Origin of the sequence: Chryseobacterium sp. YIM B08800 (assembly GCF_026163565.1) — a bacterium.
Taxonomy (GTDB): Bacteria; Bacteroidota; Bacteroidia; order Flavobacteriales; family Weeksellaceae; genus Chryseobacterium.
In genome coordinates this window covers 98,801-123,792 of record NZ_JAPDKN010000004.1, presented here as the reverse complement: position 1 = coordinate 123,792, position 24,992 = coordinate 98,801, and the positions used below count along the sequence as shown (strand labels likewise).

Annotated in this window: 23 protein-coding genes; 18 read left to right on the top strand and 5 right to left on the bottom strand. The window is 32.8% G+C overall.

Annotation, left to right across the window (positions count from 1 at the left end; translation table 11 throughout):
- Positions 1-28: 28 nt before the first annotated feature.
- Complete coding sequence (locus OEW74_RS02440; protein WP_265426978.1) at positions 29-823, bottom strand: FN3 associated domain-containing protein; 795 nt, start codon at positions 821-823, stop codon at positions 29-31.
- Positions 824-1,049: 226 nt separating this feature from the next.
- Here OEW74_RS02440 and OEW74_RS02435 point away from each other — a divergent pair, with 226 nt between their 5' ends.
- The 3 genes from OEW74_RS02435 (at position 1,050) to OEW74_RS02425 (ending at position 4,384) form a co-directional block, all read left to right on the top strand.
- On the top strand, positions 1,050-3,044 hold the full coding sequence (locus OEW74_RS02435) for a S9 family peptidase (protein WP_265426977.1): 1,995 nt from the start codon (positions 1,050-1,052) through the stop codon (positions 3,042-3,044).
- Positions 3,045-3,217: 173 nt separating this feature from the next.
- Entirely contained in the window at positions 3,218-3,706 is a 489-nt protein-coding gene (locus OEW74_RS02430) for a DNA-deoxyinosine glycosylase (protein WP_265426976.1), read from the top strand.
- A 54-nt stretch (positions 3,707-3,760) separates the two neighbouring features.
- The gene (locus tag OEW74_RS02425) at positions 3,761-4,384 is read left to right on the top strand and encodes a hypothetical protein (RefSeq protein ID WP_265426975.1); all 624 of its coding nucleotides are present in this window, start codon (positions 3,761-3,763) and stop codon (positions 4,382-4,384) included.
- 38 nt (positions 4,385-4,422) lie between these two features.
- On the opposite strand, the gene OEW74_RS02420 is transcribed toward OEW74_RS02425, so the two are convergent.
- Complete coding sequence (locus tag OEW74_RS02420) at positions 4,423-5,115, bottom strand: AIM24 family protein (RefSeq protein WP_265426974.1); 693 nt, start codon at positions 5,113-5,115, stop codon at positions 4,423-4,425.
- 198 nt (positions 5,116-5,313) lie between these two features.
- Between OEW74_RS02420 and queA the strand changes: the two genes are divergently transcribed.
- From queA to OEW74_RS02400, 4 genes are all read left to right on the top strand, one after another.
- A complete protein-coding gene (queA, locus tag OEW74_RS02415; protein WP_265426973.1) occupies positions 5,314-6,363 on the top strand; it encodes a tRNA preQ1(34) S-adenosylmethionine ribosyltransferase-isomerase QueA in 1,050 nt (349 codons plus the stop codon).
- A gap of 71 nt (positions 6,364-6,434) precedes the next feature.
- Positions 6,435-7,469, top strand: a complete 1,035-nt coding sequence (gene rlmN, locus OEW74_RS02410) for a 23S rRNA (adenine(2503)-C(2))-methyltransferase RlmN (protein WP_265426972.1) — start codon at positions 6,435-6,437, stop codon at positions 7,467-7,469.
- A gap of 139 nt (positions 7,470-7,608) precedes the next feature.
- Positions 7,609-8,487, top strand: a complete 879-nt coding sequence (locus OEW74_RS02405) for a hypothetical protein (RefSeq protein ID WP_265426971.1) — start codon at positions 7,609-7,611, stop codon at positions 8,485-8,487.
- 72 nt (positions 8,488-8,559) lie between these two features.
- Entirely contained in the window at positions 8,560-9,537 is a 978-nt protein-coding gene (locus OEW74_RS02400; protein WP_265426970.1) for a polyprenyl synthetase family protein, read from the top strand.
- A 130-nt stretch (positions 9,538-9,667) separates the two neighbouring features.
- On the opposite strand, the gene OEW74_RS02395 is transcribed toward OEW74_RS02400, so the two are convergent.
- Complete coding sequence (locus OEW74_RS02395) at positions 9,668-9,964, bottom strand: hypothetical protein (protein ID WP_102978599.1); 297 nt, start codon at positions 9,962-9,964, stop codon at positions 9,668-9,670.
- A 138-nt stretch (positions 9,965-10,102) separates the two neighbouring features.
- Between OEW74_RS02395 and OEW74_RS02390 the strand changes: the two genes are divergently transcribed.
- Together OEW74_RS02390 and OEW74_RS02385 are read left to right on the top strand one after the other, a co-directional pair.
- Entirely contained in the window at positions 10,103-12,535 is a 2,433-nt protein-coding gene (locus OEW74_RS02390; RefSeq protein WP_265426969.1) for an alpha-ketoacid dehydrogenase subunit alpha/beta, read from the top strand.
- 103 nt (positions 12,536-12,638) lie between these two features.
- Positions 12,639-13,373 (top strand): class I SAM-dependent methyltransferase, encoded by a 735-nt coding sequence (locus tag OEW74_RS02385; protein WP_265426968.1) that lies wholly within the window; start codon positions 12,639-12,641, stop codon positions 13,371-13,373.
- Between the two features lie 321 nt (positions 13,374-13,694).
- Here the strand turns inward: OEW74_RS02385 and OEW74_RS02380 are convergent, their stop codons facing one another.
- Positions 13,695-14,084: a winged helix-turn-helix transcriptional regulator gene (locus OEW74_RS02380; RefSeq protein ID WP_074229462.1), complete on the bottom strand. Its 390-nt coding sequence runs from the start codon at positions 14,082-14,084 to the stop codon at positions 13,695-13,697.
- 331 nt (positions 14,085-14,415) lie between these two features.
- Between OEW74_RS02380 and OEW74_RS02375 the strand changes: the two genes are divergently transcribed.
- Positions 14,416-15,477, top strand: a complete 1,062-nt coding sequence (locus OEW74_RS02375; RefSeq protein ID WP_265426967.1) for an NADH:flavin oxidoreductase — start codon at positions 14,416-14,418, stop codon at positions 15,475-15,477.
- A gap of 441 nt (positions 15,478-15,918) precedes the next feature.
- On the opposite strand, the gene OEW74_RS02370 is transcribed toward OEW74_RS02375, so the two are convergent.
- Positions 15,919-17,121 (bottom strand): aminopeptidase C, encoded by a 1,203-nt coding sequence (locus tag OEW74_RS02370; protein ID WP_265426966.1) that lies wholly within the window; start codon positions 17,119-17,121, stop codon positions 15,919-15,921.
- A 603-nt stretch (positions 17,122-17,724) separates the two neighbouring features.
- Here OEW74_RS02370 and OEW74_RS02365 point away from each other — a divergent pair.
- The 8 genes from OEW74_RS02365 (at position 17,725) to OEW74_RS02330 (ending at position 24,984) form a co-directional block, all read left to right on the top strand.
- Entirely contained in the window at positions 17,725-18,243 is a 519-nt protein-coding gene (locus tag OEW74_RS02365; RefSeq protein WP_102978606.1) for an RNA polymerase sigma factor, read from the top strand.
- Between the two features lie 11 nt (positions 18,244-18,254).
- Positions 18,255-20,774 carry a vWA domain-containing protein gene (locus OEW74_RS02360; protein WP_265426965.1) on the top strand — a complete coding sequence of 840 codons (2,520 nt, stop codon included), beginning with the start codon at positions 18,255-18,257 and terminating at the stop codon, positions 20,772-20,774.
- A 67-nt stretch (positions 20,775-20,841) separates the two neighbouring features.
- On the top strand, positions 20,842-21,135 hold the full coding sequence (locus OEW74_RS02355) for a hypothetical protein (RefSeq protein ID WP_265426964.1): 294 nt from the start codon (positions 20,842-20,844) through the stop codon (positions 21,133-21,135).
- Positions 21,132-21,380 carry a hypothetical protein gene (locus OEW74_RS02350; protein WP_265426963.1) on the top strand — a complete coding sequence of 83 codons (249 nt, stop codon included), beginning with the start codon at positions 21,132-21,134 and terminating at the stop codon, positions 21,378-21,380. The genes OEW74_RS02355 and OEW74_RS02350 overlap by 4 nt, the downstream gene beginning before the upstream one ends.
- Before the next feature lie 29 nt (positions 21,381-21,409).
- Complete coding sequence (locus OEW74_RS02345; protein ID WP_322645502.1) at positions 21,410-23,002, top strand: VWA domain-containing protein; 1,593 nt, start codon at positions 21,410-21,412, stop codon at positions 23,000-23,002.
- A gap of 115 nt (positions 23,003-23,117) precedes the next feature.
- On the top strand, positions 23,118-23,621 hold the full coding sequence (locus tag OEW74_RS02340; RefSeq protein WP_265426962.1) for a GbsR/MarR family transcriptional regulator: 504 nt from the start codon (positions 23,118-23,120) through the stop codon (positions 23,619-23,621).
- A gap of 148 nt (positions 23,622-23,769) precedes the next feature.
- Positions 23,770-24,156: a hypothetical protein gene (locus tag OEW74_RS02335; RefSeq protein WP_265426961.1), complete on the top strand. Its 387-nt coding sequence runs from the start codon at positions 23,770-23,772 to the stop codon at positions 24,154-24,156.
- 18 nt (positions 24,157-24,174) lie between these two features.
- A complete protein-coding gene (locus tag OEW74_RS02330) occupies positions 24,175-24,984 on the top strand; it encodes a DCC1-like thiol-disulfide oxidoreductase family protein (protein WP_265426960.1) in 810 nt (269 codons plus the stop codon).
- Positions 24,985-24,992 lie beyond the last annotated feature (8 nt).

Sequence of the window (24,992 nt, the reverse complement as noted above, 5' to 3'; positions counted from 1 at the left end):
ATATCGATATTATGATTTCAAATTAAAACTACTTCTTTATAAATTTAACAAGAACAAAATCATTTTTGTTATCAATTAATTTCACAAAATAATTTCCAGAAATTAAATGATGTACAGCTATTGACTTTAAAAATTTTTCTTTTGAAATTACTCTTCCGGTTCCATCTAAAATTTCATATTCCACGAAGTCTTTATCAGTATTGATTTGTAGAACCTCTGCAACGGGATTCGGATAAACTTTAACCAAATTAACATCTTTATGTTTAACATCTTTTGTGCCTAATAAACAAGACGGAGGATTGGTGATTATTCCGCTGCTGAAATCATAATAAATACTACTTCCCATAGGAACTGGTGGAGTGTCTATATTACCAGGGAAATTTTGATATAAATAGCAGTTAGTAAAACTTACATTAGCGGTTTCAAAACTTTTAGTGATTTTGTACCATCCATCACATCCGGTATTGTTCATAGAATATCCGGAACCTAAATTGTCTATGACAAAACCATCAATTGAATTCGGATTGATCATTTCAACTCTTACACAAGCTCCATTTGTCCATCCTGATGGAGGTTTAAAGAAAATATGTGCATCAGGAATTGCTCCTGTAAAATATTTTTTGGTGAAAACGGCAGATGTATTTCCTGTACTGCTTACCAAAAAAGCTTTAATTTCTTTATTTTGATCAATTAAAATATTGACGCTATTAACTGCTGAACTTGAGCTTAAAGTTGGTGTTGTTCCATCTGTTGTGTAATATATTGTTCCGTTCCCCTGAATGTTCATTTGGTAAGGATTATAAAAATGGGTAGCCACTGACATATTTATCTGCGAAAAAAAGAAAGCAGATGAAAATATAGAAATAAAAAATAGAAGTTTTTTCATGGTTGTGAGACTTTTTTTGTGATATAAAATTAAGCATTGTAATTTTAAACTCAACATTAAATTTGAAGTTTACTCACATTTACATAACTTTGGCAATCTTTGAATTAATAAAAGAGCTCACGATATTTTTAAATTTCAAAAGCTCATAAAAATAGTACAGAATATGAAACTTAAGTACAGTCTGCTCGCTTTGGCAGCGCCTTTCTTAATGAATGCACAACAACTCATGACACCTGAAATTCTTTGGACTTTGAAAAAAGTAGGAGTGCAGGCTGTTTCACCGGATCAATCATCGCTGATCTATAAAGTCGGACAGGTTGATTTGAAAACTGAAAAAACAAAAAACGAAAACTATTTTCTGAATGTTATCAATAATCAGTCTTCTAAAATTGATTTAGGTAAAAAAGCTTTAGTTCAGTGGGATAAAAACGGACTTTACGCTCAGGAAGGTGAGAAAATTTATCTTTCAAAAGACAGTGGAAAGACCTGGACAGAATTTTATACCATTGGTGAAGCTGATAACATCGTAATCTCTCCGGATGGAAAGAAAATTGCTTTCAGTAAGCAGGTTTTGGTAGAAAAACTGATGGGGAAAGATAAATATGCAGATACTTCAAAAACGACTGCACAAGTTTATACAGACCTGAATCACAGACATTGGGATTATTTTAATGAAGGAAAATACAATCACGTTTTTGTGGTTAATACTTCTTCAAGTGTAGATTCCGCTAAAGATTTATTGGAAGGAAAAACTTGGGATTCTCCACAAAGACCTTTCGGTGGAGCAGAAGATTTCGTTTTTAGCCCAGATTCTTCAAAGCTTTTATATGTTACCAAACCTAAAAGTGGTAAAGAATATTCTACAAGTACAAACACTGATATTTTCGCTTACGATTTAGCTTCAGCAACAACAAAAAATTTAACAGAAGGAATGATGGGTTATGATGTTAATCCAAAATTTTCGCCAGATGGAAAATGGTTGTTGTGGCAAAGTATGGAACGCGAAGGATACGAAGCCGATAAAAATGATATTGTGGTAATGGACTGGAAAACCGGTGCAAAAAGCAATATGACAGGAAACTGGGACGAAAGCGTAACCGGGACAACGTTCTGGAGCAGCGATTCTAAAAGTATCTATTTTAATGCAGCATTTCGCGGAACCGTTCAGTTATTTTCTGTAGATCTTAAAAATGCAAAAGTAAGTCAGATTACAAAAGGGAATTTTGATGTAAATGATATTTTTGCAGAAGGAAAGAAATCTCTTTTAATTTCAAAGACAGATATCAATCACGGTGCAGAATTGTTCTCGGTAAATCTTAAAAACGGAGAATTAAGTCAGGTTACGGACGTCAATAAAGATACTTACGCAAAATTGGCACAAGGGAAATCTGAATTGAAAATGGTAAAAACTTCAGATGGAAAAGAGATGGGAGTGTGGTTTCATTACCCGCCAAACTTCGATCCGAATAAAAAATATCCAACTTTATTGTATTGTCAGGGAGGTCCACAATCTGGATTAACTCAATTTTTCAGCACAAGATGGAATTTTGCATTAATGGCAGCAAACGGTTATATTGTTGTTGCACCAAACCGTCGCGGAATGCCGGGCTGGGGAACGAAATGGAACGAAGAGATCTCAAGAGATTGGGGAGGACAACCGATGAGAGATTATTTGGCAGCAACAGATTATGCTAAAACTTTACCTTATGTAGATAGTGAAAGAGTTGCAGCTGTTGGAGCTAGTTACGGTGGTTACAGTGTATTTATGTTAGCTGGAATTCATGAGAACAGATTCAAAACATTCATCGCTCACGACGGTTTATTTGATATGAAATCTTGGTATTTAACGACTGAAGAACTTTGGTTCGCGAACTGGGATCTTGGTTCGCCTTGGGAAAAACCTCTTCCAAAGGCATATACAGAATTTAATCCAAGCAATTTTGTGGAAAAATGGAATAAGCCAATTATGATTATTCAGGGCGGAATTGACTTTAGAGTTCCTTACGAACAAGGTCAGGAAGCGTTTCAATCTGCAAAACTGAGAGGTTTAAAATCTAAATTAGTGTATTTCCCGAACGAAAATCACTGGGTTCTTCATCCGCAAAACGGTTTAGTTTGGCAGAGAGAATTTTTTGATTGGCTGAAAGAAACTTTATAGAAAATATTTTCACTCTAATTCCCCTCCTTTGGAGGGGTGGCGAAAATTCAAAGAATTTTTGACGGGTTGGTTTTAATATTCTCAATATTTATAAAATACCAATAGAAGCGGGCTAAAGCCCGCTTTTTGTTTTCTAAGCAAAAGGCTTTAGCCAAAATTTATATATTTGAATCATGCAAAACCGAATCTCATCATTTCCACCATTTATCGATGAACAATCTAAAATTTTAATTTTAGGCTCAATTCCAGGTGTGAAATCTTTAGAAAAACAACAATACTACGCTCATCCCCAAAACAAGTTCTGGAAAATTATTTTTGAATTGTTTAATGAAGAATTTACAGAAGATTATTCAGAACGAATTAATATTTTAAAGAAAAATCACATTGCAATTTGGGATGTCATCGATTCTTGCGAGAGAAAAGGAAGCTTAGATTCAGAGATTAAAAATGAAGAAGCCAATCAGATTGAAGAACTGTTAGAAAGTTATCCAAATATAAAAGCTGTTTTCTGTAACGGTGGAAAATCATATAAAAATCTACAAAAGTTATTAGGCAAAAACTTTAGAATCCCAATACATTTATTGCCTTCTACAAGCCCGCTTCATACGATTTCTTTTGAAAGAAAATTTGAGGAGTGGAAAAAGGTATTAGATTATTTATAAACTTTAAACATTTCCAATTAAAAAGATATATTTGTGTTTCACAAATACTTTTATATGAAGAAAAATTTTTTGTTACTATTCTGTTTTATTTCAAGCCTTGTTTTTTCGCAGTATAGTTTTGATTATAAATTTTTAGTTAAAGATTCTAATAAAAAGAAAAACAATAAAGATTTTTTTGATACCGAAATTTTAATTAATACAAATGAACCTAATTACTTCCTTTATCATTACAAAGACGATGAAATTAGATTGTTTGACTATCGCAAAAATATGACTATTTATTTATCTGATAAGTCTAAAAATAACGAAGTTATTTACAAGTATTTGAGTCATGGAGGTTTTGTTGAGCGTGAAAGTAGAGAAACTGAATTTATAGAAATTAAGGAAATAGAAAAAGAGACATTTACGATAAAGACATTTAAATCTGAAAAAGATAAAGCTAATTTTGAGTTAAAAGTTATGTTACAAAAATCAGAAACTGATTTATTGTATTTCTATAAATTAGATTTAGGAAATATGACACCTAAAAAGATTTTAAAAGCTTTTAGAGAAAAATTAATTTCGTTATATGGTAATAGTAACTTTATTATTACAGAGATGAAAGCGGATTACAAGAATGGGTTTTTCCAAAATGTAAAACTTGTTAAATATGAAAATATTAATCGTGTTATTAGATAAAAAAGCGACTTATAAAAGCCGCTTTGTAAATGATGAAATTATTTTTCAACCCTATAAACCTCTTCATAAGGCTGTATCAAAACCCATCCATTACCAGAAAATTTCATCTGAAACTCTTCACCGCTTCCTCTTCCAATTAAACTTTTGAAAGAAACATTGGTTTTCAGTTCTGGGCTTAAATTTCCAGACCATGCTACAGTTGCATTTGGATCTGTGAAAACCGGTGCATCCGGAGTGACCAATAAAGTTAAAGGTTCACCGTGAGTAGTAATTGCGATATGTCCTGTTCCGGAAAGTTTTACCTGAAATAATCCGCCCGACATTACTCCGGCAATACTTTTCAGCATCGTGATGTCACTTTTTATGCTTTGTTCGTGTGCCAAAATATCATTTCCGTTCACACAAACTGTTTCATTATTTAGATATAAAATTCTTACTTTTTTTCCGTCATCTGCAACGTACAGTTTGCCGGTTCCTTCGGCTTTCATTAGTTTAGAACCTTCACCACTGATTGCTTTTTTCAATAAATTTCCAAGTCCGCCCGAAAGCATTCCTTGTCTTTCAAAATTGATATTGCCAACATAGCCAACCATGCTTCCTGCTTTTGTCCAAACTGCCTGATTGTTTAAGTTGATTTCTAAAAGTGCAGGTTTTTCAAGTTCGAAATAATCTCTTTCAAGAGGGTTTTCTTTTGTTTCATTGACAAAAGATTCAATAGAATATTTACTCATCGTTTAATATTTTGGTTAGCCAAATTAGTGAAATTTTTATTCAAAAAGGTTAAAAAAATAATAAATAATCGTCTGTATTAACCATGGATAAAGAGGAGCGAAATAAACACTTGACAAAGGGGTGTAGAATGTTGTATATTTGCACCTCGAAAATTACACCATGTAATTTCAAATAATTTTTAAACCGTAATTTAAAAAATGAAGACATCCGATTTTAATTTCGACCTTCCTGCAGAATTATTGGCAGAACACCCTTCAGAGCACAGAGATGAAGCAAGATTAATGGTTCTTAACAGAAAAACAGAAACCATTGAGCATAAATTATTCAAAGACGTAGTAGATTATTTCGACGAGAAAGATCTTTTTATCTTTAATAATACAAAAGTTTTCCCGGCTCGTCTTTACGGAAATAAAGAAAAAACAGGAGCTAAAATTGAAGTTTTCTTGTTGAGAGAGCTAGATAAAGAAACTCGTGTTTGGGATGTTTTGGTAGATCCTGCAAGAAAAATAAGAATTGGTAACAAATTATTCTTTACTGAAGATGAATCTTTGGTTGCTGAAGTGATCGACAACACGACTTCAAGAGGTAGAACTTTAAGATTCTTATTCGATGGTTCTTACGAAGAATTTAGAGCTAAATTAAAAGAATTAGGAGAAACTCCGCTTCCTAAATATATCAAAAGAGATGTAGAGCCGGAAGATGCAGAAAGATATCAGACAATTTATGCAAAAGTAGAAGGAGCTGTAGCAGCACCAACTGCAGGTTTGCACTTCTCTAAGCATTTGATGAAGAGATTAGAGATCAAAGGAATTGATTTTGCTGAGGTAACACTTCACGTTGGTTTAGGAACTTTCAATCCAATCGAAGTTGAAGATCTTTCAAAGCATAAAATGGAATCTGAAGAGATTATCATTGATGAGAAAAATGCTGAAATCATCAACAGAGCGGTTCAGGAAAACAGAAGAGTTTGTGCTGTAGGTACTACAACAATGAGAGCAATTGAAACCTCTGTTTCTTCAAACAGAAAAATCTCTGCATTCCAGGGTTGGACAAACAAATTCATTTATCCGCCACATGATTTCGGAATTGCTAATACAATGATTACTAATTTCCATACGCCAAAATCTACATTATTGATGATGATTGCAGCGTTTGCAGGAAAAGATTTTATCATGCATGCTTACGAAGAAGCTGTAAAAGAAAAGTATAAATTCTACTCTTACGGTGATGCCATGCTAATTATTTAATTAAGATATAAGGTAAAAGGTTGCAGGTATTAGTTATCTGCAACCTAAAACCTAAAATCTACAACCTTACAATGAAAGATATCCGTACATTATCCCTCGATCAACTTAAAGACTATTTCGGCACTATTGGCGAAAAGCCGTTTCGTGCCAAACAGGTCTATGACTGGATCTGGAGTAAAAATCTTCATTCTTTTGAAGAGATGACGAATCTTTCAAAAAACCTGAGAGAAAATCTTACCAAGGATTTTGTGATGAATCCGGCAGCAGTAGATCAGTTTCAGAAATCTACAGACGGAACCATTAAAAACGGAGTGAAACTACACGATGGATTAATGGTGGAATCTGTTTTAATTCCTACAGAAACCCGCACTACAGCCTGCGTTTCTTCACAAGTTGGATGTTCTTTAAATTGCGAATTCTGCGCAACAGCAAAGCTCAAACGAATGAGAAATCTGGAAGTTGCCGAAATTGTAGATCAGGTTGCCCTTATCGACAGACAAAGTAGAGAATATCATAACCGACCACTCACAAACATTGTTTTCATGGGAATGGGTGAGCCGATGATGAACTATAAAAATGTAGTTGAAGCCATCAGAAAAATCACTCAGCCTGAAGGTTTGGGGATGTCTCCGAGAAGAATTACCGTTTCTACATCCGGGATTCCGAAGATGATCAAAATGTTGGCCGATGACGAGCTTAAGGTAAAACTTGCACTTTCATTGCATTCTGCGGTAGAATCTACCCGGAACGAAATTATGCCGTTTTCAGACAAGTTTCCTTTAACGGATATAATGGAATCTCTTCAATATTGGTATAAAAAAACAGGCTCTGTCATCACTTTTGAATATTGTGTCTGGAAAGGCATTAACGATAAAGATGAAGATATTAAAGCTTTAATTAAATATTGCCGACAGGTTCCGTCTAAGGTAAATTTAATTCAATATAATCCTATTGGTGAAGGTAAATTCGATCACCGAAGCATTGCTGCAGAAGAAAAATATGTTCGCGAACTCGAAAAATCAGGCATCACCGTTATGGTGAGAAAGAGTAGAGGTGGCGATATTGATGCAGCTTGTGGGCAATTGGCAAACAAAACTGCAGAATAATTACAATTATTTTAGCATAGTTTCTGTTCAGAAATTTACTAGAACATTTTTCTGATTTATCAGCTAAACGAACCACGAAGTGGTTCAACATTTATTTTTCTTAGCAAAGTTTTCATACCAAAATTTGTAATTTTACCTAATGAAAAAGGCATTTCTAATCATTTTGATCAGTTTTTCGATTTTAAATTTTGCACAGCAATCCGAAATTTTTAAGCTTAAAAAATATAGAATTGCAGTTCTCAATGATTCGATTCAGGAAACCTCAGGATTAAATTTTTTTGATGGAAAATTATACACCTTCAACGATAGCGGAAATCCTGCAGAATTGTATGAAATAGATAAAAACTCAGGAAAAATTTTAAAAGTTTTAAAAACGAATACCGAAAATAAAGATTGGGAGGCATTAACCAACGATGGTAAAAACTTCTACATCGGAGATTTTGGAAACAATGCAGGAACGCGACAACATTTAAAAATTTATAAAATTCCTTTTCAAAAAAATCAGCTGCAAAATGATTCGATGAAAACAATTTCGTTTTATTATCCTGAGCAAAAAGATTTTACTCCAAGAAATATCAATACAGATTTCGACTTAGAATCGATGATTTATTTAAATGGAAAAATCCATATTTTCACAAAAGAGTGGGCTTCAAAATCGACTACGCATTACACGCTCGATCCAGAAAATTTTGAAAATCAAGCTGCCGAAAAAGTAGAATCTTACAAAACAAATTTTGTCGTTACAGACGCATCTTATTTTGATAAAAAGCTTTATGTAGTAGGATATACCAAGAGAACGGAAGTCTTTCTAAATATCTTTAATGAATCTGAACCCGGAATATTTTTCAAAGAAAAACCAAGACATCTTTATTTGGGAAGCGCTTTAACAATTGGTCAGATTGAAGGAATTGCTGTTGACGAAACCGGAGTTTATATTTCAGGTGAAAAATTTTATTCGCCCATCAAGAAAACCAAACCATTTTTTTATTTTATTCCCAAAGAAAAACTCCAACTTTAATTTCTGTTAAAATTGGCGGAAAAAAATTATCTTTGTGAGAATTAATAAATACTCACCCATCATTCTTACTTCGTGGCAAACATTGTAGAAGAAATCAAGCAGCCAATCAATGAGGAAATGAAACTTTTCGAGCAGAAGTTTTATGAATCTATGCAGAGCAGAGTCGCTTTACTAGATAAAGTTACCCGTTTTATTGTTACCACAAAAGGAAAACAGATGCGTCCAATGTTTGTGTTTTTGTGCGCAAAACTGATTGGAGACGTCAACGAAAAAACGTATCGTGGAGCTTCAATGATCGAGCTGATTCACACGGCAACTTTGGTGCACGATGATGTGGTGGATGAAAGTTTCAAGCGTCGTAATTTCTTTTCAATCAATGCGTTGTGGAAAAATAAAATTGCGGTTTTAGTCGGTGATTTTTTACTTTCAAAAGCTGTTTTACTTTCTACCGACCATAAAGATTACGATTTACTTTCCGTAATTTCCAGAACCATCAGAGAAATGTCTGAAGGTGAACTTCTTCAGTTGGAAAAAGCAAGAAAACTCGATATTACCGAGGATGTTTATTACGAAATTATCCGTCAGAAAACGGCTACTTTAATTGCTGCATGTTGCGAAATCGGAGCTTTATCAAATGGAGCTGATGAAAATTTAGCTAAAAAAATGATGCAGTTCGGTACGTACACCGGAATGGCTTTTCAGATTAAAGATGATTTATTTGATTATTTAAGTTCAAATGTCATCGGAAAACCAGTTGGAATCGATATCAAAGAACAGAAAATGACGCTACCTTTGATTCATACTTTAAAAATAGCCAACGAAACCGACAGAAAATATTATTTCAACACGATTAAACGTTATAATAACGACCAAAAGCGAGTAAAAGAACTGATTGCTTTTGTGAAAAGTTCAGGCGGTTTAGATTATGCTATTACTGTGATGAAAGATTTTCAGCAAAAAGCAAAAGATATTCTTAATGAATTTCCGGATTCTCAGGTTAGAGAATCTTTACATAAAATGCTTGATTACGTTATCGAAAGAAAGTTCTAAAAAATTTTTTTGTTTATTTTAATTCTCGAAGATTAGGGAAACTTAACAGATTTAAAATAGATCAGCGCAATCTGCAAAATCAGCGAGAGATATTTATAGATTAAATTTTAAAATGATTTTAAATAAGTTCTTAATCTAAAATCATTGTTGTAATCATAATCACCGACAAAACAATACAAAATAAAGCGGTTAAAAATAAATAATCCGCAATCTGCTCGTATCTATTCTCCATCTTTTCTTTCTTTGATCTTATTGACATAAATGAGAAAAAACAGCTGCATGCAAAAAATACGCATGCAACTCCCGCAAACTCATCTAAATAAGTGTTGTGGCTCGTTTTTGTGATTTTAAGTGAAGTGATAATCAGCATCGAAAAACCCAGTAAATTGCTGGATGCATTCAGAATATGGGACGATTTTTTTTCCATTTTTTTATATTATGTAAAATTAAGATAGAATAATCTTGATTATCAAATTTTTAAAAAACATTATTGAAAATTAAAATTAATATAAAAAGTGTATATTAGCAAAATACTTCATTAATAAAATTAATTTAATATTTGGCAATGCAAACAACCTATATTGAAACTCAACAGATCTCCTTTCAAGATTTTAAAAATCAAATACTTGAAGACTATAAGTTAGGAAGAATCTCTCGTGAAATGTCTTATCTGGGCAGAAGAGAAGTACTTACCGGAAAAGCTAAATTCGGAATTTTTGGAGACGGAAAAGAGCTTCCGCAGCTTGCAATGGCAAAAGTTTTCAAAAACGGAGATTTCCGTTCAGGATATTACAGAGATCAAACTTTTGCTTTGGCAGCAGATGCTTTGACGGTTGAAAGTTTCTTTGCTCAGTTGTATGCCGATACCAATGTAGAAAGAGAGCCTGCTTCAGCCGGAAGACAGATGAATGGTCACTTTGCAACAAGAAGTTTGAATGAAGACGGAAGCTGGAAAGATTTAACAGCACAGAAAAATATTTCTTCAGATATTTCTCCAACGGCTGGTCAAATGCCTAGATTATTAGGATTGGCACAGGCTTCAAAAGTATATAAGACCGTAAAATTTGACGGTTCTGAAAAATTCTCAAGAGAAGGTAACGAAATTGCTTTCGGAACGATTGGAGATGCTTCTACAGCAGAAGGTCATTTCTGGGAAACGTTGAATGCTGCTTGTGCGCTTCAGGTTCCTATGATTGTTTCAATTTGGGATGATGGGTACGGAATTTCGGTTCCAACAAAAAACCAGAGAGCAAAAGCTGATATTGCTGAAATGTTGAGCGGTTTCCAAAGAAAAGAAGGTGAAAACCAAGGTTGTGAAATTATTCAGGTGAAAGCTTGGGATTATCCTGCATTATTGGATGCTTACGCAAGAGCTGAACAGTTTGCAAGAATGGAAAGCGTTCCTGTGGTAGTTCACGTTATTGAAGTTACGCAGCCTCAAGGTCACTCAACTTCAGGTTCTCACGAAAGATATAAGAATGAAGAGCGTTTGTCTTGGGAATCTCAGTTTGACGGATTATTGAAATTCAGAGAATGGATTTTGAATTATTCAATTGAAATTGAAGGAAATGAAGAAGTTTTGGCAACTGTTGAAGAATTAGACTCAATAGATGATGAAGCTAAAAAAACGGTAAAAGCCGGGCAGAAAAATGCTTGGGAAAATTACCAGAAAACAATTACAGATTTGATCAATTCAGTTTTACCTTTAGTTGAAAACCTTAAAGGACAAAACTCTGAAATTGAAAACTATATCGGCCAGTTCAACAAATTAGTTTCAAAAGCGAAGAAAGATGTTTTCCATTTGGTAAGAAGATCTTTATTGGCTACGAGAGGAACCAATTCTGCGGAAAGAAACCAATTGATGCAGAAATACAACGAGATTTTTGAGGTTGAAAAAGACAATTATTCTTCTCATTTATATTCTCAGTCTCAATGGAAGGCTGAAAACGTACAGGAAATCAAGCCGATCTATTCTGATGCTTCAGAAGATGTAGACGGAAGAGTAGTGGTAAGAAATAATTTCGATAAAATATTCGAAAAATATCCTCAAACTTTGGTCTTTGGTGAAGATGCCGGAAATATCGGTGACGTAAACCAAGGTCTTGAAGGAATGCAGGAAAAATATGGCGACGTTCGTGTTGCCGATACAGGAATCCGTGAAGCTACAATTTTGGGTCAAGGTATTGGAATGGCAATGAGAGGTTTAAGACCAATTGCTGAAATCCAGTATTTAGATTATATTTTGTATTGTTTACAAGGAATGAGCGATGATTTGGCGACAGTTCAGTACAGAACAAAAGGTGGTCAGAAATCACCTGTAATCATCAGAACGAGAGGTCACAGATTAGAAGGAGTTTGGCATTCAGGTTCTCCAATGGCGGGAATTTTAAACCTTTCTAAAGGTATTTTGGTATTAGTTCCAAGAAACTTGACGAAAGCTGCAGGATTCTACAACACAATGCTTCAAAGTGACGATCCTGCTGTAATTGTTGAATGTCTGAACGGATACAGATTAAAAGAAAAACAACCTGATAACTTAGGTGAATTTACTGTTCCTGTAGGAAAAATTGAAGTTACAAAAGAAGGAAAAGATGTTACTTTGGTAACATATGGTTCGACTTGGAGAATTGTAATGGAAGCAGCGGAAGAACTTGAAAAATTAGGGATCTCTGCAGAAGTTATTGATGTTCAGTCTTTAATTCCTTTCGATTTAACTCATGAAATTGCTGAAAGCGTAAAGAAAACCAACAGATTGGTTGTCATCGACGAAGATGTAGAAGGAGGAACTTCAGCGTTTATTCTTCAGCAGATTTTAGAAAAACAAAAAGCTTTCAGATTTTTAGATTCAGATCCGTTGACGATTGCTGCAAATGATCACAGACCTGCTTATGCAAGTGACGGAGATTATTTCAGCAAACCATCTTCTGATGATATGGTTGAAAGAATTTACGCCATGTTTAATGAAACAAATCCTCAGAAATATCCTGCGATATTTTAATTGAGATTTTAGATAAATTTTGAAACCGCTTTCTTTTTGGAAGCGGTTTTTTTGTTGAAGAATATGTAAATTTGAAGGCTATCAAAATTTAGTGAAAATACAGATGAAAATCACAAAACTTGTAATTCTCTTCAATTACCAAAAAATAGTTTTAGGAATTATTGTTTCTATTGTTCTTTTTGGATTATCGTTTTTGATTAATTCGAGTCTTTTAGTTTTGTTTTTCAGAGTTTTAAGTATTCTTATTATTCTGAACATTATTGCTTCACTCGTGGCTTCTTATATTTTATATGACAATTCAGACTTATATGAATTAAATAATTTAAAAATAATTGTAGATTGGAATACAACTGAAAATATTATTTTAGTTCACGCCGGTTTTGATCCTTTATCGAAAAGCTTGGAAGAGAAATATCCAAATTTAAATTTAACAGTTTGTGATATTTTTGGAAACCGTCACGAACAGGAAAAAGGAATTGAAACTTCAAAAAAAATATTTCCTCCCAATCCTAAAGAAATAAAAATAAAACCTCATCAATTGCCTTTTGAAGATGGTTCTCAAAATGTAATTCTTGCCGTAACTGCACTTCATGAAATTTTAGATCACGATCAAAGGGTTTTATTCTTTAAAGAAGCTAAAAGAGTTTTAAGAGATGATGGTTTAATCATCGTTTCAGAACAGTTCAGAGATTTTACCAACTTCGTTTTTTTCAATATCGGAGCCTTTCATTTTTTAAGTAAAAAGCAATGGAAAAAAGCAATTTCGGAAGCAGGATTAGTGATTGTTGAGAATAAAAAAATTACACCGTTTGCGAATATGCTAATCGTAAGAAAATAATATTTTTGAAATTGTTATTTAAAATCTAACCGCATGAAATTCAATCTGAAAAATAAAATAAATTCAAATATTTCTTTCCTTACTAATGTTTTTAAAATCTGGATTTTAACAAGCATTACAATGGGAATTGCTGTCATGATTATAAATCTTGTAGAGCAAGATATTCGTACTATTCAGGGATTCACGATATTAATATTATTAATTTTTATATTTTCTTTTCCTGTAATAATAATTTTGACTTTTATTGTAAAATATATCAAAAAACGATTTTTTCGCTAATATTAGAGATTACGAATTATTGTATGATAATTTTTCAATATTTTAAACAATAGCATTTTTCTTCTCCCTTTTTTCCAAAAGCATTTTACAATCCTTCTCTTTCTCAGGATCATAAACATGATATTTTGTTTCCCATTCTTCTAGTTGATATAAGATAGGTAAAAGTGCCAAGCCTTTTTCAGTCAACGAGTATTCCACTCTTGGCGGAAGTTCTTTAAACTCTTCACGGATGATTAATCCGTCAGTTTGCATTTCTTTTAATTGATCGGTCAGTACTTTTCTTGAAATGACATTAATGCGTACGGCAAGTTCTCCAAAACGTAGTTTTCGGTCTTTAATTACCAATACGATAATTGGTTTCCATTTGCTTCCCAATGCAGACATTGCTTTGCCTAAAGGGCAGCTGTATTGCATCAATTCGTTCTGTTTCATAAGGTATATTATTAAAAAATTAACCACAAAAGTTAAATATCTCAGAGAAGCTTTTAATGCAAATACAAGTTCACAAAATAAAAATCTTTGATTTTTTTTTAAAACTTATGTGTGCTTATTTCTACACAATTATTAAACTTAAAACTACTCCAAAGTCTTTTGTGACTTTTGTGGTTAAAATAAAACCAAACTAGTTGTTAAGATTACATACGTTACTTTCAAGTTACTAATGTAAGTTACTGCAAAGTTACCACTATTTTCTCATTGAAAGATACAAAAACAAACTATTATTAGTTACTTTGTGTAACAATTATAAACAAATACTTTAAAAATGAGTACAGAATCATTGTTTAAACCTTTTCAATACAAAAATTTAGAACTAAAAAATAGAATAGTAATGGCTCCGATGACGAGAGCGCAATCTGATAACGGAGTTCCCACTCAACAAATTGCAGATTATTATGCAAGAAGAGCAGCTTCGGAAGTTGGATTGATTCTTTCTGAAGGAACAGTAATCAACAGACCCGGATCTAAAAATCTACAAAACATCCCTGATTTTTATGGAACTGAAGCATTAAACGGCTGGAAAAACGTAATCGATGCAGTTCATCAAAATGGAGGAAAAATGGGACCACAGATTTGGCATGTTGGTGATACCAGAATGGCAGAAGATTATCCTTTAGTGGATATGGAAAAAGTTTCTACAATGACTTTGGAAGATATTCAGGATACGATTGCTCAATTTGCGGCTTCGGCAAGATCGGCGAAAGATTTGGGATTTGATGTTTTGGAAATTCACGGCGCTCATGGCTATTTAATCGACCAGTTTTTCTGGGAAGTAACCAATACAAGAACTGATGAATACGGTGGAAAAACCTTAAAAGAAAGAAGCAAATTTGCAGTAGATGTTGTAAAAGCAATGCGAGCTGCAGTAGGAGAGGATTTCACCATTATTATCCGTCTTTCTCAATGGAAACAGCAGGATTATAAAAGCAGATTAGCTTTAAATCCTAACGAAATGGAAGATTGGTTATTGCCATTAAAAGAAGCCGGAGTTGATATTTTCCACTGTTCACAAAGACGTTTCTGGGAACCTGAGTTTGAAGGTTCAGATTTGAACTTCGCAGGTTGGGCTAAAAAAATAACAGGTCAACCAACAATTACCGTTGGTTCTGTAGGATTAAACGGTGATTTTATGGCAGCTTTTGCAGGAGAAGGTTCTGAAAAAGCAGACCTTAAAGAATTGGTAAGAAGACTTGACCGTGAAGATTTTGATCTGGTTGCGGTAGGACGTGCTTTGTTGAGCGATTATGAGTGGGCAAAGAAAATTAAAGACGGCAGAGTAGAAGAGCTTACAGATTTTGCTGGTTCTAGTTTAGGAGTGCTTTATTAAAAAACTACAGTGAATTGCAGGTTTGCTTCGTGGTCAATTTATTATTTAAACTTTTTTCTACAATTACCTGAGAAGTAAAATGAGCAGTTCACTTTTATTTTATACATAATTTTACCTATAATTTTTTTAATTTTTAGAGAAACCGTTTTCAATTTTTTTGAAAGCGGTTTTTTTGAATTTATTTTAACGCAAAGTCTGCAAAGATTTTTTTAATTATTGAAAATATTCTTCGTTCGCAAAGGCGTTTCACTCAGCAAAGAAATGGAAGCCTTCGCTGAACGAAGTGCCTTTGAGAACGAAAAATATGCAGTATGCGAGAAAAAATACCTTTGCGGACTTTGCGTTTAAAAACAACACTAAAAAACCGTCTGAAAAAATTCAGACGGCCTATTAACAAGTTTAAATATCTAAAATTGTCACCTAGTAGACAATAATGATTTCTTACAAACCAATGCTTTTGCTTGGCTTCAATTGCTTTCTGATGTTCTTAGGAATTGCATTTTTGTGAACCAAAATTGCAGTAGATTTATACTCAACATAAGGTCTTGTTACATATAAATATCCATCAAAATCATTGGTTACACCCCAAGAATTTTTCACCATATAATATTCTTTACCCGACTGATCTTTTGCCAAACCTACGATGTGCATTCCGTGGTCATCGGTGGTAGAAAGATTGTTTAAAGCTTTCTGACGCATATCTTCAGTAATGGTTTTATCTTTTTTAGGCTGAGTGAATAGATCTTTTTTTACTTCCGGAGTAATTTGATCAAGATCTACATCTGGAACGTAAGCAACTCCATTTTTGTATGAAAAATAAGGCTCAGAAACGTCTGTTGCCCAACCTACAGAATATCCTTTGTTGACGGCATTATCGATAATTGCAGTCAGATCATTCATTGGAATATTCCAGTCAGAATCATGGCTCCAGTTATCAGGGATCGGAACTACAAATTTCTGGTAATAAGGATAATCTTTGTATGAAGACAACTCAACATAATCTTCAGGTTTAATTCCTACTACTTCTTTAGCAAAAGTTTTCGGAGTATAATTTTTTCCTTCGTAGGTAAAGTTAGAAGGTACTTTTCCTAAATACTCATCTAAAATAGCATCCACAGAAGCCATCCAATTATCTGAAAGTTTTCCTTTTGAAGAAGCTTCAACCAAACTGTCTAAAACCGGCTTTAATTTACCCTGCATTTCTTTAAAATTATTTAAAGTTTGCCCTGCTTTCAAACCTGTATAAACATCTTGTGGAACTGCTCCGTATTTTTTGTACATGTTAACAACATCGTGAAGCTCACCTCCATCTCCCCAACTGATCGCTCCGCCATTTAACACGTATAATTTTGCTTTATCGTGATAAGAATTTCTTGCGGTAAAGATCTCAGCCAAATCAACTGGCTTTTTGCCCATCCTCTGCATTTCAGACTCCAGAAAAGAGTTTCCAGAATAGCTCCAACAAGTTCCTGATGAACCCTGATTTTTTACCGAAGTTGCTCCAACATCTTTTAATGTGGTAAACTGGAAATTAGCATTTTGAGAGTGATTGTTCTTCAATTTGTTGATCAGGTCATCCTGAGCAAACACCATACTTCCTGCGTATAAAACAAAAAGTAATGACGCAAATCTTTTGTTTTTCATAAGTAACGATCTATTTGTTTTTAAAGGTGATCTTTAAATTGTTTTTGACTAAAATTTATCGTCTTAATCAAACGTAATTTTATCAGCTTTAAATTGATATTCTAATAGTCTGCAATGTTAAGGATATGTTACAATATATTATGTTAAAAAAGGGTTAAAATTGAGTGGGAGAGTTTTAGTGAATTAGAGGAGTAGAGTTTTAGAGTTTTAGAAAAAAAATTATATCATAGAAAACCTCAAAAAGTTTGTGAAATAAATATTTAAGAGATTGATAGATTGTTCCTTAGGAGCTTTATACTTTTATGATCCCAATTTTCTATTAACAATAAATCGCGTTGGAATAATTACAGCTCCATCAGGAGCAAACTGTTAATAGCTAATAGTTGTTTTAAGATTATAGCTCCAGAGGAGCGACCTGTTATTTTCATTTTTATTAAATAATAATGATTTGAAATTTTAAACTTAAAAAAGTTTTTTATAGAACCTCAACCTTTCAACTATCAACTAAAAACTATCAACAACTTTCCTTATTTTTAAAAAAAGTTTATCATGTTTCCAACCTGCCCGAAATTTCCTGCATCTATAAGAGTATAAAGCCTGACTATGGAAAAAGAATTACTGATAGAATGCCAAAAAAACGACCGCAATGCACAGCGGAAAGTTTACGAAAAAATGGCGGGCAAACTGTACACAGTCTGCAAACGCTATCTGAAAAACGATGAAGACATACAAGAAGTATTGGCCGATACTTTTTATAAAATCTTCACGAAACTTAATCAACTGCAAAATCATGATATTTTCGAAGCCTGGGCTAAGAAAATTGCAGTGAATGAATGTTTACAGAAACTGAGAAGTATGAAAGCTTTGAATGTTTCGTTAGAAGAAGATTTTGTAGAATCGACAGGCTCTCCAACCGACAGTATTTCTTTTGAGAAAGATATTTTGAAGCTTCTGAATTTTCTTCCAGAAGGTTGCAGAGCGATTTTCAATCTTTTTGCAATTGAAGGTTATCCACACAAAGAGATTGCAACGATGCTTTCTATAAGCGAAGGAACTTCAAAATCTCAGCTGAATTTTGCAAGAAAAAAATTGCAGGAACTTTTGGTTAACCATAACATTTAAACTTTTACACAATGGAAAATAATCACGATATTGATAAAAAATTCAATGAGGCTTCTCAATCTTTGGAAGAACCAGCTACTTTTCCGGGTTTTGATAAAGTTTGGGCTAAAGTTGAAGAAAAATTAGATAAAAAAGAAGACAAGAAGAAAATTATCCCAATATGGTTTCCTTATGGAATTGCTGCAAGCTTAATTATTGGTTTAGGAGCATTTTATTTCATTAATAAAAATAATGTTTCTGAAATAAATAAACCTGCAATTGCTCATAACACGGTTTCTCCTAAAGTAAATTCTAGTGTTCAGGCGATTGACAGTATGGTAAAATCTAATATTGAGAAGGAAATTTATACTCAAAAAGAAGTTCAGAAGCCTGAAGTTTTAGTATATGAGTCAGTTGTTCCTATACCTAGAATTTCTCCGATTTATCATAATGAAATACCGTCGCAGAATTCAAATATAGCACAAGGAAATGTAGTTTACATGGAACGAGATGGTGACGGGGTTTTAGATAAAGATGACAAAGAAACTAATATTGAAGAAGTTGTAGTGACCGGTTATAGAGCTGTAAAAAAACAATCTTATACTTCAAGTGCTACTTCAATAACATCTACAGAAATTGTAAACAATCAAAAATCCAATTCGCAGGGTTATGTAAATTCATCACCAATAATTGCGATGGGAAATAATAATAGTACTCAATATCAAAATTCTGCACCAAATTATAATATCAGAAATGAATTCAAACAAAATAATAATATTTCACAAACTTTAATTGGAACAATTTCTGGTTTACAAATAGCACCAAACCACGGAATATCTGGTTCTTCTAATCCTATTATAATCAGAGGTATGAGTTCTTTAAATGCAAGCTCAAATCCTTTATATATTATCAACGGAAAAATTTCAGACAGTAAAGCTTTTAGCAATTTAAATCCGAATACGATTGAAAGCGTTTCTGTTTTAAAAGATGCAGCAGCTACATCAATCTACGGAAACAGAGCTTCAAATGGAGTGATTGTAATTAAAACTAAAAAACTTTCGAGAAAAGAAAGAAAAGCTTTTGAAAAACTGCAGAAAGTTCAGGATAGCATCAATGTATCAAAACAAATTCAACAAAAGAATAATGAAGAATATGATGCTTTTGTAGAAAATCCGTTTGAGTTGACGAAGAGTCAGCCAGTTTCTACATTCTCGATTGATGTAGATAAAGCGGCTTATTCCAACATTCGAAGAATGATTAATAATGGAGAATATGTGAATAAAAATGCGGTAAGAATTGAGGAAATGATTAATTATTTTAAATATGATTACCCACAACCTAAAAATAATGAACCGTTTTCAATCAATACAGAATACAACGATTCACCTTGGAATAGTAAACATAAGTTATTGAAAATCGGTTTGCAAGGGAAAGAAATTCCAACAAATAAACTTCCCAACTCAAACTTTGTTTTTCTTATTGATGTTTCTGGTTCGATGAATGAACCGAATAAATTACCACTGCTAAAATCATCTTTTAAAGTTCTTTTAGATCAATTAAGACCAACCGATAAAGTAGGAATTGTAGTTTACGCAGGAAGTGCAGGAATGGTTTTGCCACCAACTTCAGCTAAAGAAAAAGGAAAAATCATTGAAGCTTTAGATAAACTTCAGGCAGGTGGAAGTACAGCAGGTGGACAAGGAATTGAATTAGCCTATAAATTGGCTCAGGAAAATTTTATAAAAAATGGAAATAACCGAGTGATAATCGCTACAGATGGAGATTTTAATGTGGGAACATCTTCTACGGGCGATCTTCAGACTTTGGTGGAAGAAAAAAGAAAATCAGGAGTTTTTCTTACGTGTTTAGGTTTCGGAATGGGGAATTTTAAAGATAACCGAATGGAAACTTTAGCGAATAAAGGCAACGGAAATTATGCTTACATCGACAATCTTCAGGAAGCCAATAAATTTCTTGGAAAAGAGTTTGCCGGAAATATGTATGCCATTGCTAAAGATGTCAAAATTCAGATTGAATTTAATCCGAAATATGTGAAATCGTATCGCTTAATTGGCTACGAAAACCGAAAATTGAAGAATGAAGATTTTACCAACGATAAAATTGATGCCGGAGAATTAGGAAGCGGTCATACCGTTACCGCTTTATACGAAGTCATTCCAAACGATGTGAATTCTGAATTTTTACCAAAAGAAAACGATTTAAAGTATACGAAAAACACAAATGATGAAAATTTTAATGATGAATTGGCAACCGTAAAATTCAGGTATAAAAAACCAGATGGTGATACAAGTTCTGAAATATTTCAGGTGGTTAAAAATACCAATCAATCTTTTTTATCTTCAAGCGATGACTTTAAATTTGCTTCATCTGTAGCTTGGTTTGGCTTGGTTTTAAGAAATTCTGCTTTAATTAAAAATAAAGATGTAAAAGAAATAGAAAACTTGGCCAAAAAAGGAAGAGGAAAAGATGATGAAGGTTACAGAGCAGAGTTTGTGAGATTGGTGGAAACATATAGGTCGACACAAAAATAACATTTCAAAAAAAGAAATTTCTTCGGAGATTTCTTTTTTTTCTCTATTTTTAGAAATATTATCAAAGATGAAAAAAGTTTATCTGTTATTGCCTGTTTTTGCGGTGCAATTTGCTTTTGCACAAGATTCTCAGCGTTATTATTCGGGGACTTTTCTTAATGAAAAGAAAAAGCCTCAGAATTTTCTTAAAATATTCAATAAAAACAGTGGAGTTTATGAATTGACCGATGAAAAAGGCTACGCAATTATTGCTGCAAAAGAATACGACACTTTAGTTTGGAATAACGGAAAAAATATTGAGGTTGTTCAAGGTGTTTATGAGCTAAAATATCAGCAAAAATCGGAATTCCTGCCGGATTGACTTTACAAAATGCATTGTTGAAAGATTTGGTTGATAAAAAGCAGGTTTCTTATTATGAAATCTTCGATAATTATCTGGTTTTATATTGGGAACATTTTGATGCCAATGAAACAAAAACCATTAATCTCGATTTAAAAGTAGAATTTGCAGGTGAATATACCGGAAAAGCGAGTAATGTTTATCTTTATTATATGCCGGAATCTAAGTTTTGGAATGAAGGAATTAAAACTAAAATAGAACCTTAAAATTTAATCTTATTATAAAATCACACAATATGAACAAAATTAGTTTAACAATCGTAGTATTAGCAATATTAGTAAGTTGCCAAAAGAAAAAGGAAGAAGCAGTTTATTCTTCAATGGATATGATATCAGAAGCTCCAATGGTTTCCAAAGAAATGAAAATTGACGAAATTGCTCAAGATGATCACGCCAATAACCCTGAAATTGACACCAATGATGAAGAATACGCTTCTTTGATAGAAAACCCTTTTGAACTGACGAAAAGTCAACCCGTGTCTACTTTTTCTATCGATGTAGACAATGCTTCATACTCCAACATCAGAAGAATGATTAATGAAGGTCAAGCTGTGGATAAAAACGCAGTGAGAATTGAAGAAATGGTGAATTATTTTAAATATGATTATCCTCAACCTCAGAATAATCATCCGTTTTCAATTAACACAGAATACAGTGATTCTCCTTGGAATCCAAATCATAAATTGTTAAAAATCGGACTTCAGGGTAAAAATGTTCCTATGAATAATTTACCTTCTTCCAATATTGTTTTCCTGATTGATACTTCAGGCTCAATGAATGAAGACAACAAATTACCTTTGTTGAAAGAATCTTTGAAAGTTCTTCTCAATCAGCTTAGACCGCAGGATAAAGTCGGAATTGTAGCGTATGCAGGAAGTGCAGGAGTTGTTTTACCATCAACTTCTGCCTCAGATAAAAATAAAATTCTTGAAGCTTTTGAAAAACTTGAAGCAGGTGGAAGTACTGCGGGAGGAGAAGGTATTGAATTGGCTTATAAACTGGCAAAAGAGAGTTTTATAAAAGGAGGAAACAACAGAGTGGTTTTGGCAACAGACGGAGATTTTAATGTTGGAACATCATCCGTTGCAAATCTTGAAACTTTAATTGAAGAAAAAAGAAAAACAGGTATTTTTCTTACATGTTTAGGCTACGGAATGGGCAATTACAAAGACGATAAAATGGAAACTTTAGCGAATAAAGGAAACGGAAATTATGCTTACATTGATAATCTACAGGAAGCCAATAAATTTCTTGGAAAAGAGTTTGCCGGAAACATATATACGATTGCAAAAGATGTGAAAGTTCAGATAGAGTTTAATCCAAAGTTTGTTAAATCTTACCGTTTGATTGGTTATGAAAACAGAAAACTCAGAAATGAAGATTTTGTTAACGATAAAATTGATGCCGGAGAATTGGGAAGCGGTCACACTGTAACTGCATTATATGAAATTATTCCTGTGAATGTTGACTCTGAATTTTTACCTAACGAAGGTAAATTAAAATATTCTTCAAATACTTCTTCAAAAGGCTTTGGAGATGAATTGGCAACCGTAAAATTCAGATATAAAAAACCAGATGGAGAGAAGAGCACAGAGATTAGTCAGATTGTGAAAAATTCAAGTTCAGGAATTTCATCAGCAAGTCCTGATTTTAAATTTGCCACTTCAGTAGCTTGGTTCGGATTGGTTTTAAGAGACTCAAAACTGATTAAAAATAAGAACTTAAATGCTATAGAGAATTTAGCAGGAGAAGGCAAAAACCGAGATGAAGAAGGTTATCGTTCAGAATTTATGAAACTCATACAGAGTTATAAAGCAACTCGAAAGTAGTTCTAAAACAGACATTTTTTAATATGTCTGTTTTTATTTTAAATAAACTTTCAAAAATTATTGAAAATTCAAAAACTATTATTACATTTGTAATAGAAATTAAAAAGATAAGAAAATGCAACTTTCAGAAGCTAAAGAAAAATATATTCAGACTTGGGGAACATTTGCTACGAGTTGGGGAATTAATCGTACAATGGCACAGGTTCATGCTTTACTTTTAGCCAACGGAAAACCGCTTTCTACCGATGAAGTGATGGAAATGCTTGAAATTTCAAGAGGAAATGCCAATATGAATCTTCGTGCATTGATGGATTGGGGCATCGTAAAGAAAGAGTTTATTAAAGGTGATCGTAAAGAGTATTTTATCGCTGAAAAAGATGTTTGGTTTTTATTTAAGCAAATTACAAAAGAGAGAAGAAAACGAGAAATAGAACCGGTTGTAGCTTTTTTGGAAGAACTAAAAAATATTGACGACAACGATTCTGAAGAAGCTAAAGAATTTATCAAATTGATGGATGATTTTAGCAACGTAACGAGCAAAATAAATAATATTATGGATCTCGCGATAAAAAGTGATGATCATTGGTTGGTCGGGAAGATTACCAACTTATTAAAATAGAAAGGACTTTAAAATCCTTTTTTATTTCAAATTAACTTTCAAAAATTATTGAAAATATTATAATTATGAAAAATTTAATCATTCATTTAGTCCTGATTTTTTATTTCGGAGGAAAAACGAAAAGACTCAACTTTTAAAATGTATTGCTATGAAAACTTTTATTAAATATGATTATTATACCCAAATGTTTGTTGCTTTGAGCTTTATCATACTTTTGATTACAGATATTGCGGTTTTTCAAAAAGGTTATAGTTGGTTAGGATATTTCGTGATGGCAGCTTTCCATACGGTAAGTTTTCTGATTAGAATGTTTTCAAAAGATTATTCCAAAAGCACAGAATTTAAAATTTATTCATTTATAAGTCTTACAATTCTTATCTCACTGCTGTTTGTAATGATCTTTGACGATATAGATTGGGTGATAAATTTTATAGGATTTATTTTAATGTTTGGAATTCCTCTTACACCAATTTTAGCAATCTGTTATTTAATTATTGTTTATAAAGACTATCATGAATTAGTGCAAATTTCTTAATGAATTAAAATTATAAAAATGAAAACCCTACAAAATCACACCCTGATCTACGACAACGAATGTCCGATGTGTAACATCTATTCAAAAGGTTTTATAAAATCCGGAATGTTGGATGAAAGTGGAAGAGAAGACTTTACTGAACTCAGTTTTAAGAATAAAAACCTCATCGATTTCAACCGTGCAAAAAATGAAATTGCTTTAGTTGATCACAATAAAAATAAAGTCATTTACGGTTTAGACAGTTTGCTGTTAATCATCGGAAACTCGTTTCCGACGTTAGAAAAAGTTGCGAGAATACAACCTTTATATTGGTTTTTCAAAAAGCTGTATTCTTTCGTTTCTTACAACAGAAAACAGATTATCCCGTCAAAAAATGATACTGAGAATTCTTGCGTTCCAGATTTCAACTTGAAGTATAGATTGATTTATATAGGTTTTGTTGTTCTTTTTTCGGGATTGGTTTTGGGTATTTTTAGCTCTAAATTAGGTTTAAATTTAAATCAGAATTTCGCCAGAGAATTAATCATTTGCTTAGGTCAGATTGTTTGGCAAACTTTATTTTTAAGAATGTATTTAAAAGAAAAAACTTGGGATTACCTCGGAAATATGATGACAGTTTCTCTAATCGGAACCTTGCTTTTAGTTCCTGTTTCATTCATCAATTTAAGTTCTGTTTTTAATCTTGTTTACTTTGGAATTGTAGTTTTCATCATGTTTTTAGAACACATCAGAAGATGCAGAATTTTAAAATTAAATCTTCTTCCTACAATATCTTGGATGCTTTTCAGATTGACAGCTTTGGCAATCATTATTGGGTTAAATTTCTAAAAAAACGC

Coding starts and splice junctions, on each gene's coding strand:
- OEW74_RS02370 (WP_265426966.1), bottom strand. CDS start 17,121: ATGAAAAACAAAAGATTTGCGTCATTACTTTTTGTTTTATACGCAGGA.
- OEW74_RS02390 (WP_265426969.1), top strand. CDS start 10,103: ATGCAAACAACCTATATTGAAACTCAACAGATCTCCTTTCAAGATTTT.
- OEW74_RS02405 (WP_265426971.1), top strand. CDS start 7,609: ATGAAAAAGGCATTTCTAATCATTTTGATCAGTTTTTCGATTTTAAAT.
- OEW74_RS02345 (WP_322645502.1), top strand. CDS start 21,410: ATGAACAAAATTAGTTTAACAATCGTAGTATTAGCAATATTAGTAAGT.
- OEW74_RS02440 (WP_265426978.1), bottom strand. CDS start 823: ATGTCAGTGGCTACCCATTTTTATAATCCTTACCAAATGAACATTCAG.
- rlmN (WP_265426972.1), top strand. CDS start 6,435: ATGAAAGATATCCGTACATTATCCCTCGATCAACTTAAAGACTATTTC.
- OEW74_RS02425 (WP_265426975.1), top strand. CDS start 3,761: ATGAAGAAAAATTTTTTGTTACTATTCTGTTTTATTTCAAGCCTTGTT.
- OEW74_RS02330 (WP_265426960.1), top strand. CDS start 24,175: ATGAAAACCCTACAAAATCACACCCTGATCTACGACAACGAATGTCCG.
- OEW74_RS02335 (WP_265426961.1), top strand. CDS start 23,770: ATGAAAACTTTTATTAAATATGATTATTATACCCAAATGTTTGTTGCT.
- OEW74_RS02435 (WP_265426977.1), top strand. CDS start 1,050: ATGAAACTTAAGTACAGTCTGCTCGCTTTGGCAGCGCCTTTCTTAATG.
- OEW74_RS02360 (WP_265426965.1), top strand. CDS start 18,255: ATGGAAAATAATCACGATATTGATAAAAAATTCAATGAGGCTTCTCAA.
- OEW74_RS02380 (WP_074229462.1), bottom strand. CDS start 14,084: ATGAAACAGAACGAATTGATGCAATACAGCTGCCCTTTAGGCAAAGCA.
- OEW74_RS02355 (WP_265426964.1), top strand. CDS start 20,842: ATGAAAAAAGTTTATCTGTTATTGCCTGTTTTTGCGGTGCAATTTGCT.
- OEW74_RS02385 (WP_265426968.1), top strand. CDS start 12,639: ATGAAAATCACAAAACTTGTAATTCTCTTCAATTACCAAAAAATAGTT.
- OEW74_RS02420 (WP_265426974.1), bottom strand. CDS start 5,115: ATGAGTAAATATTCTATTGAATCTTTTGTCAATGAAACAAAAGAAAAC.
- OEW74_RS02430 (WP_265426976.1), top strand. CDS start 3,218: ATGCAAAACCGAATCTCATCATTTCCACCATTTATCGATGAACAATCT.
- queA (WP_265426973.1), top strand. CDS start 5,314: ATGAAGACATCCGATTTTAATTTCGACCTTCCTGCAGAATTATTGGCA.
- OEW74_RS02365 (WP_102978606.1), top strand. CDS start 17,725: ATGGAAAAAGAATTACTGATAGAATGCCAAAAAAACGACCGCAATGCA.
- OEW74_RS02395 (WP_102978599.1), bottom strand. CDS start 9,964: ATGGAAAAAAAATCGTCCCATATTCTGAATGCATCCAGCAATTTACTG.
- OEW74_RS02375 (WP_265426967.1), top strand. CDS start 14,416: ATGAGTACAGAATCATTGTTTAAACCTTTTCAATACAAAAATTTAGAA.
- OEW74_RS02340 (WP_265426962.1), top strand. CDS start 23,118: ATGCAACTTTCAGAAGCTAAAGAAAAATATATTCAGACTTGGGGAACA.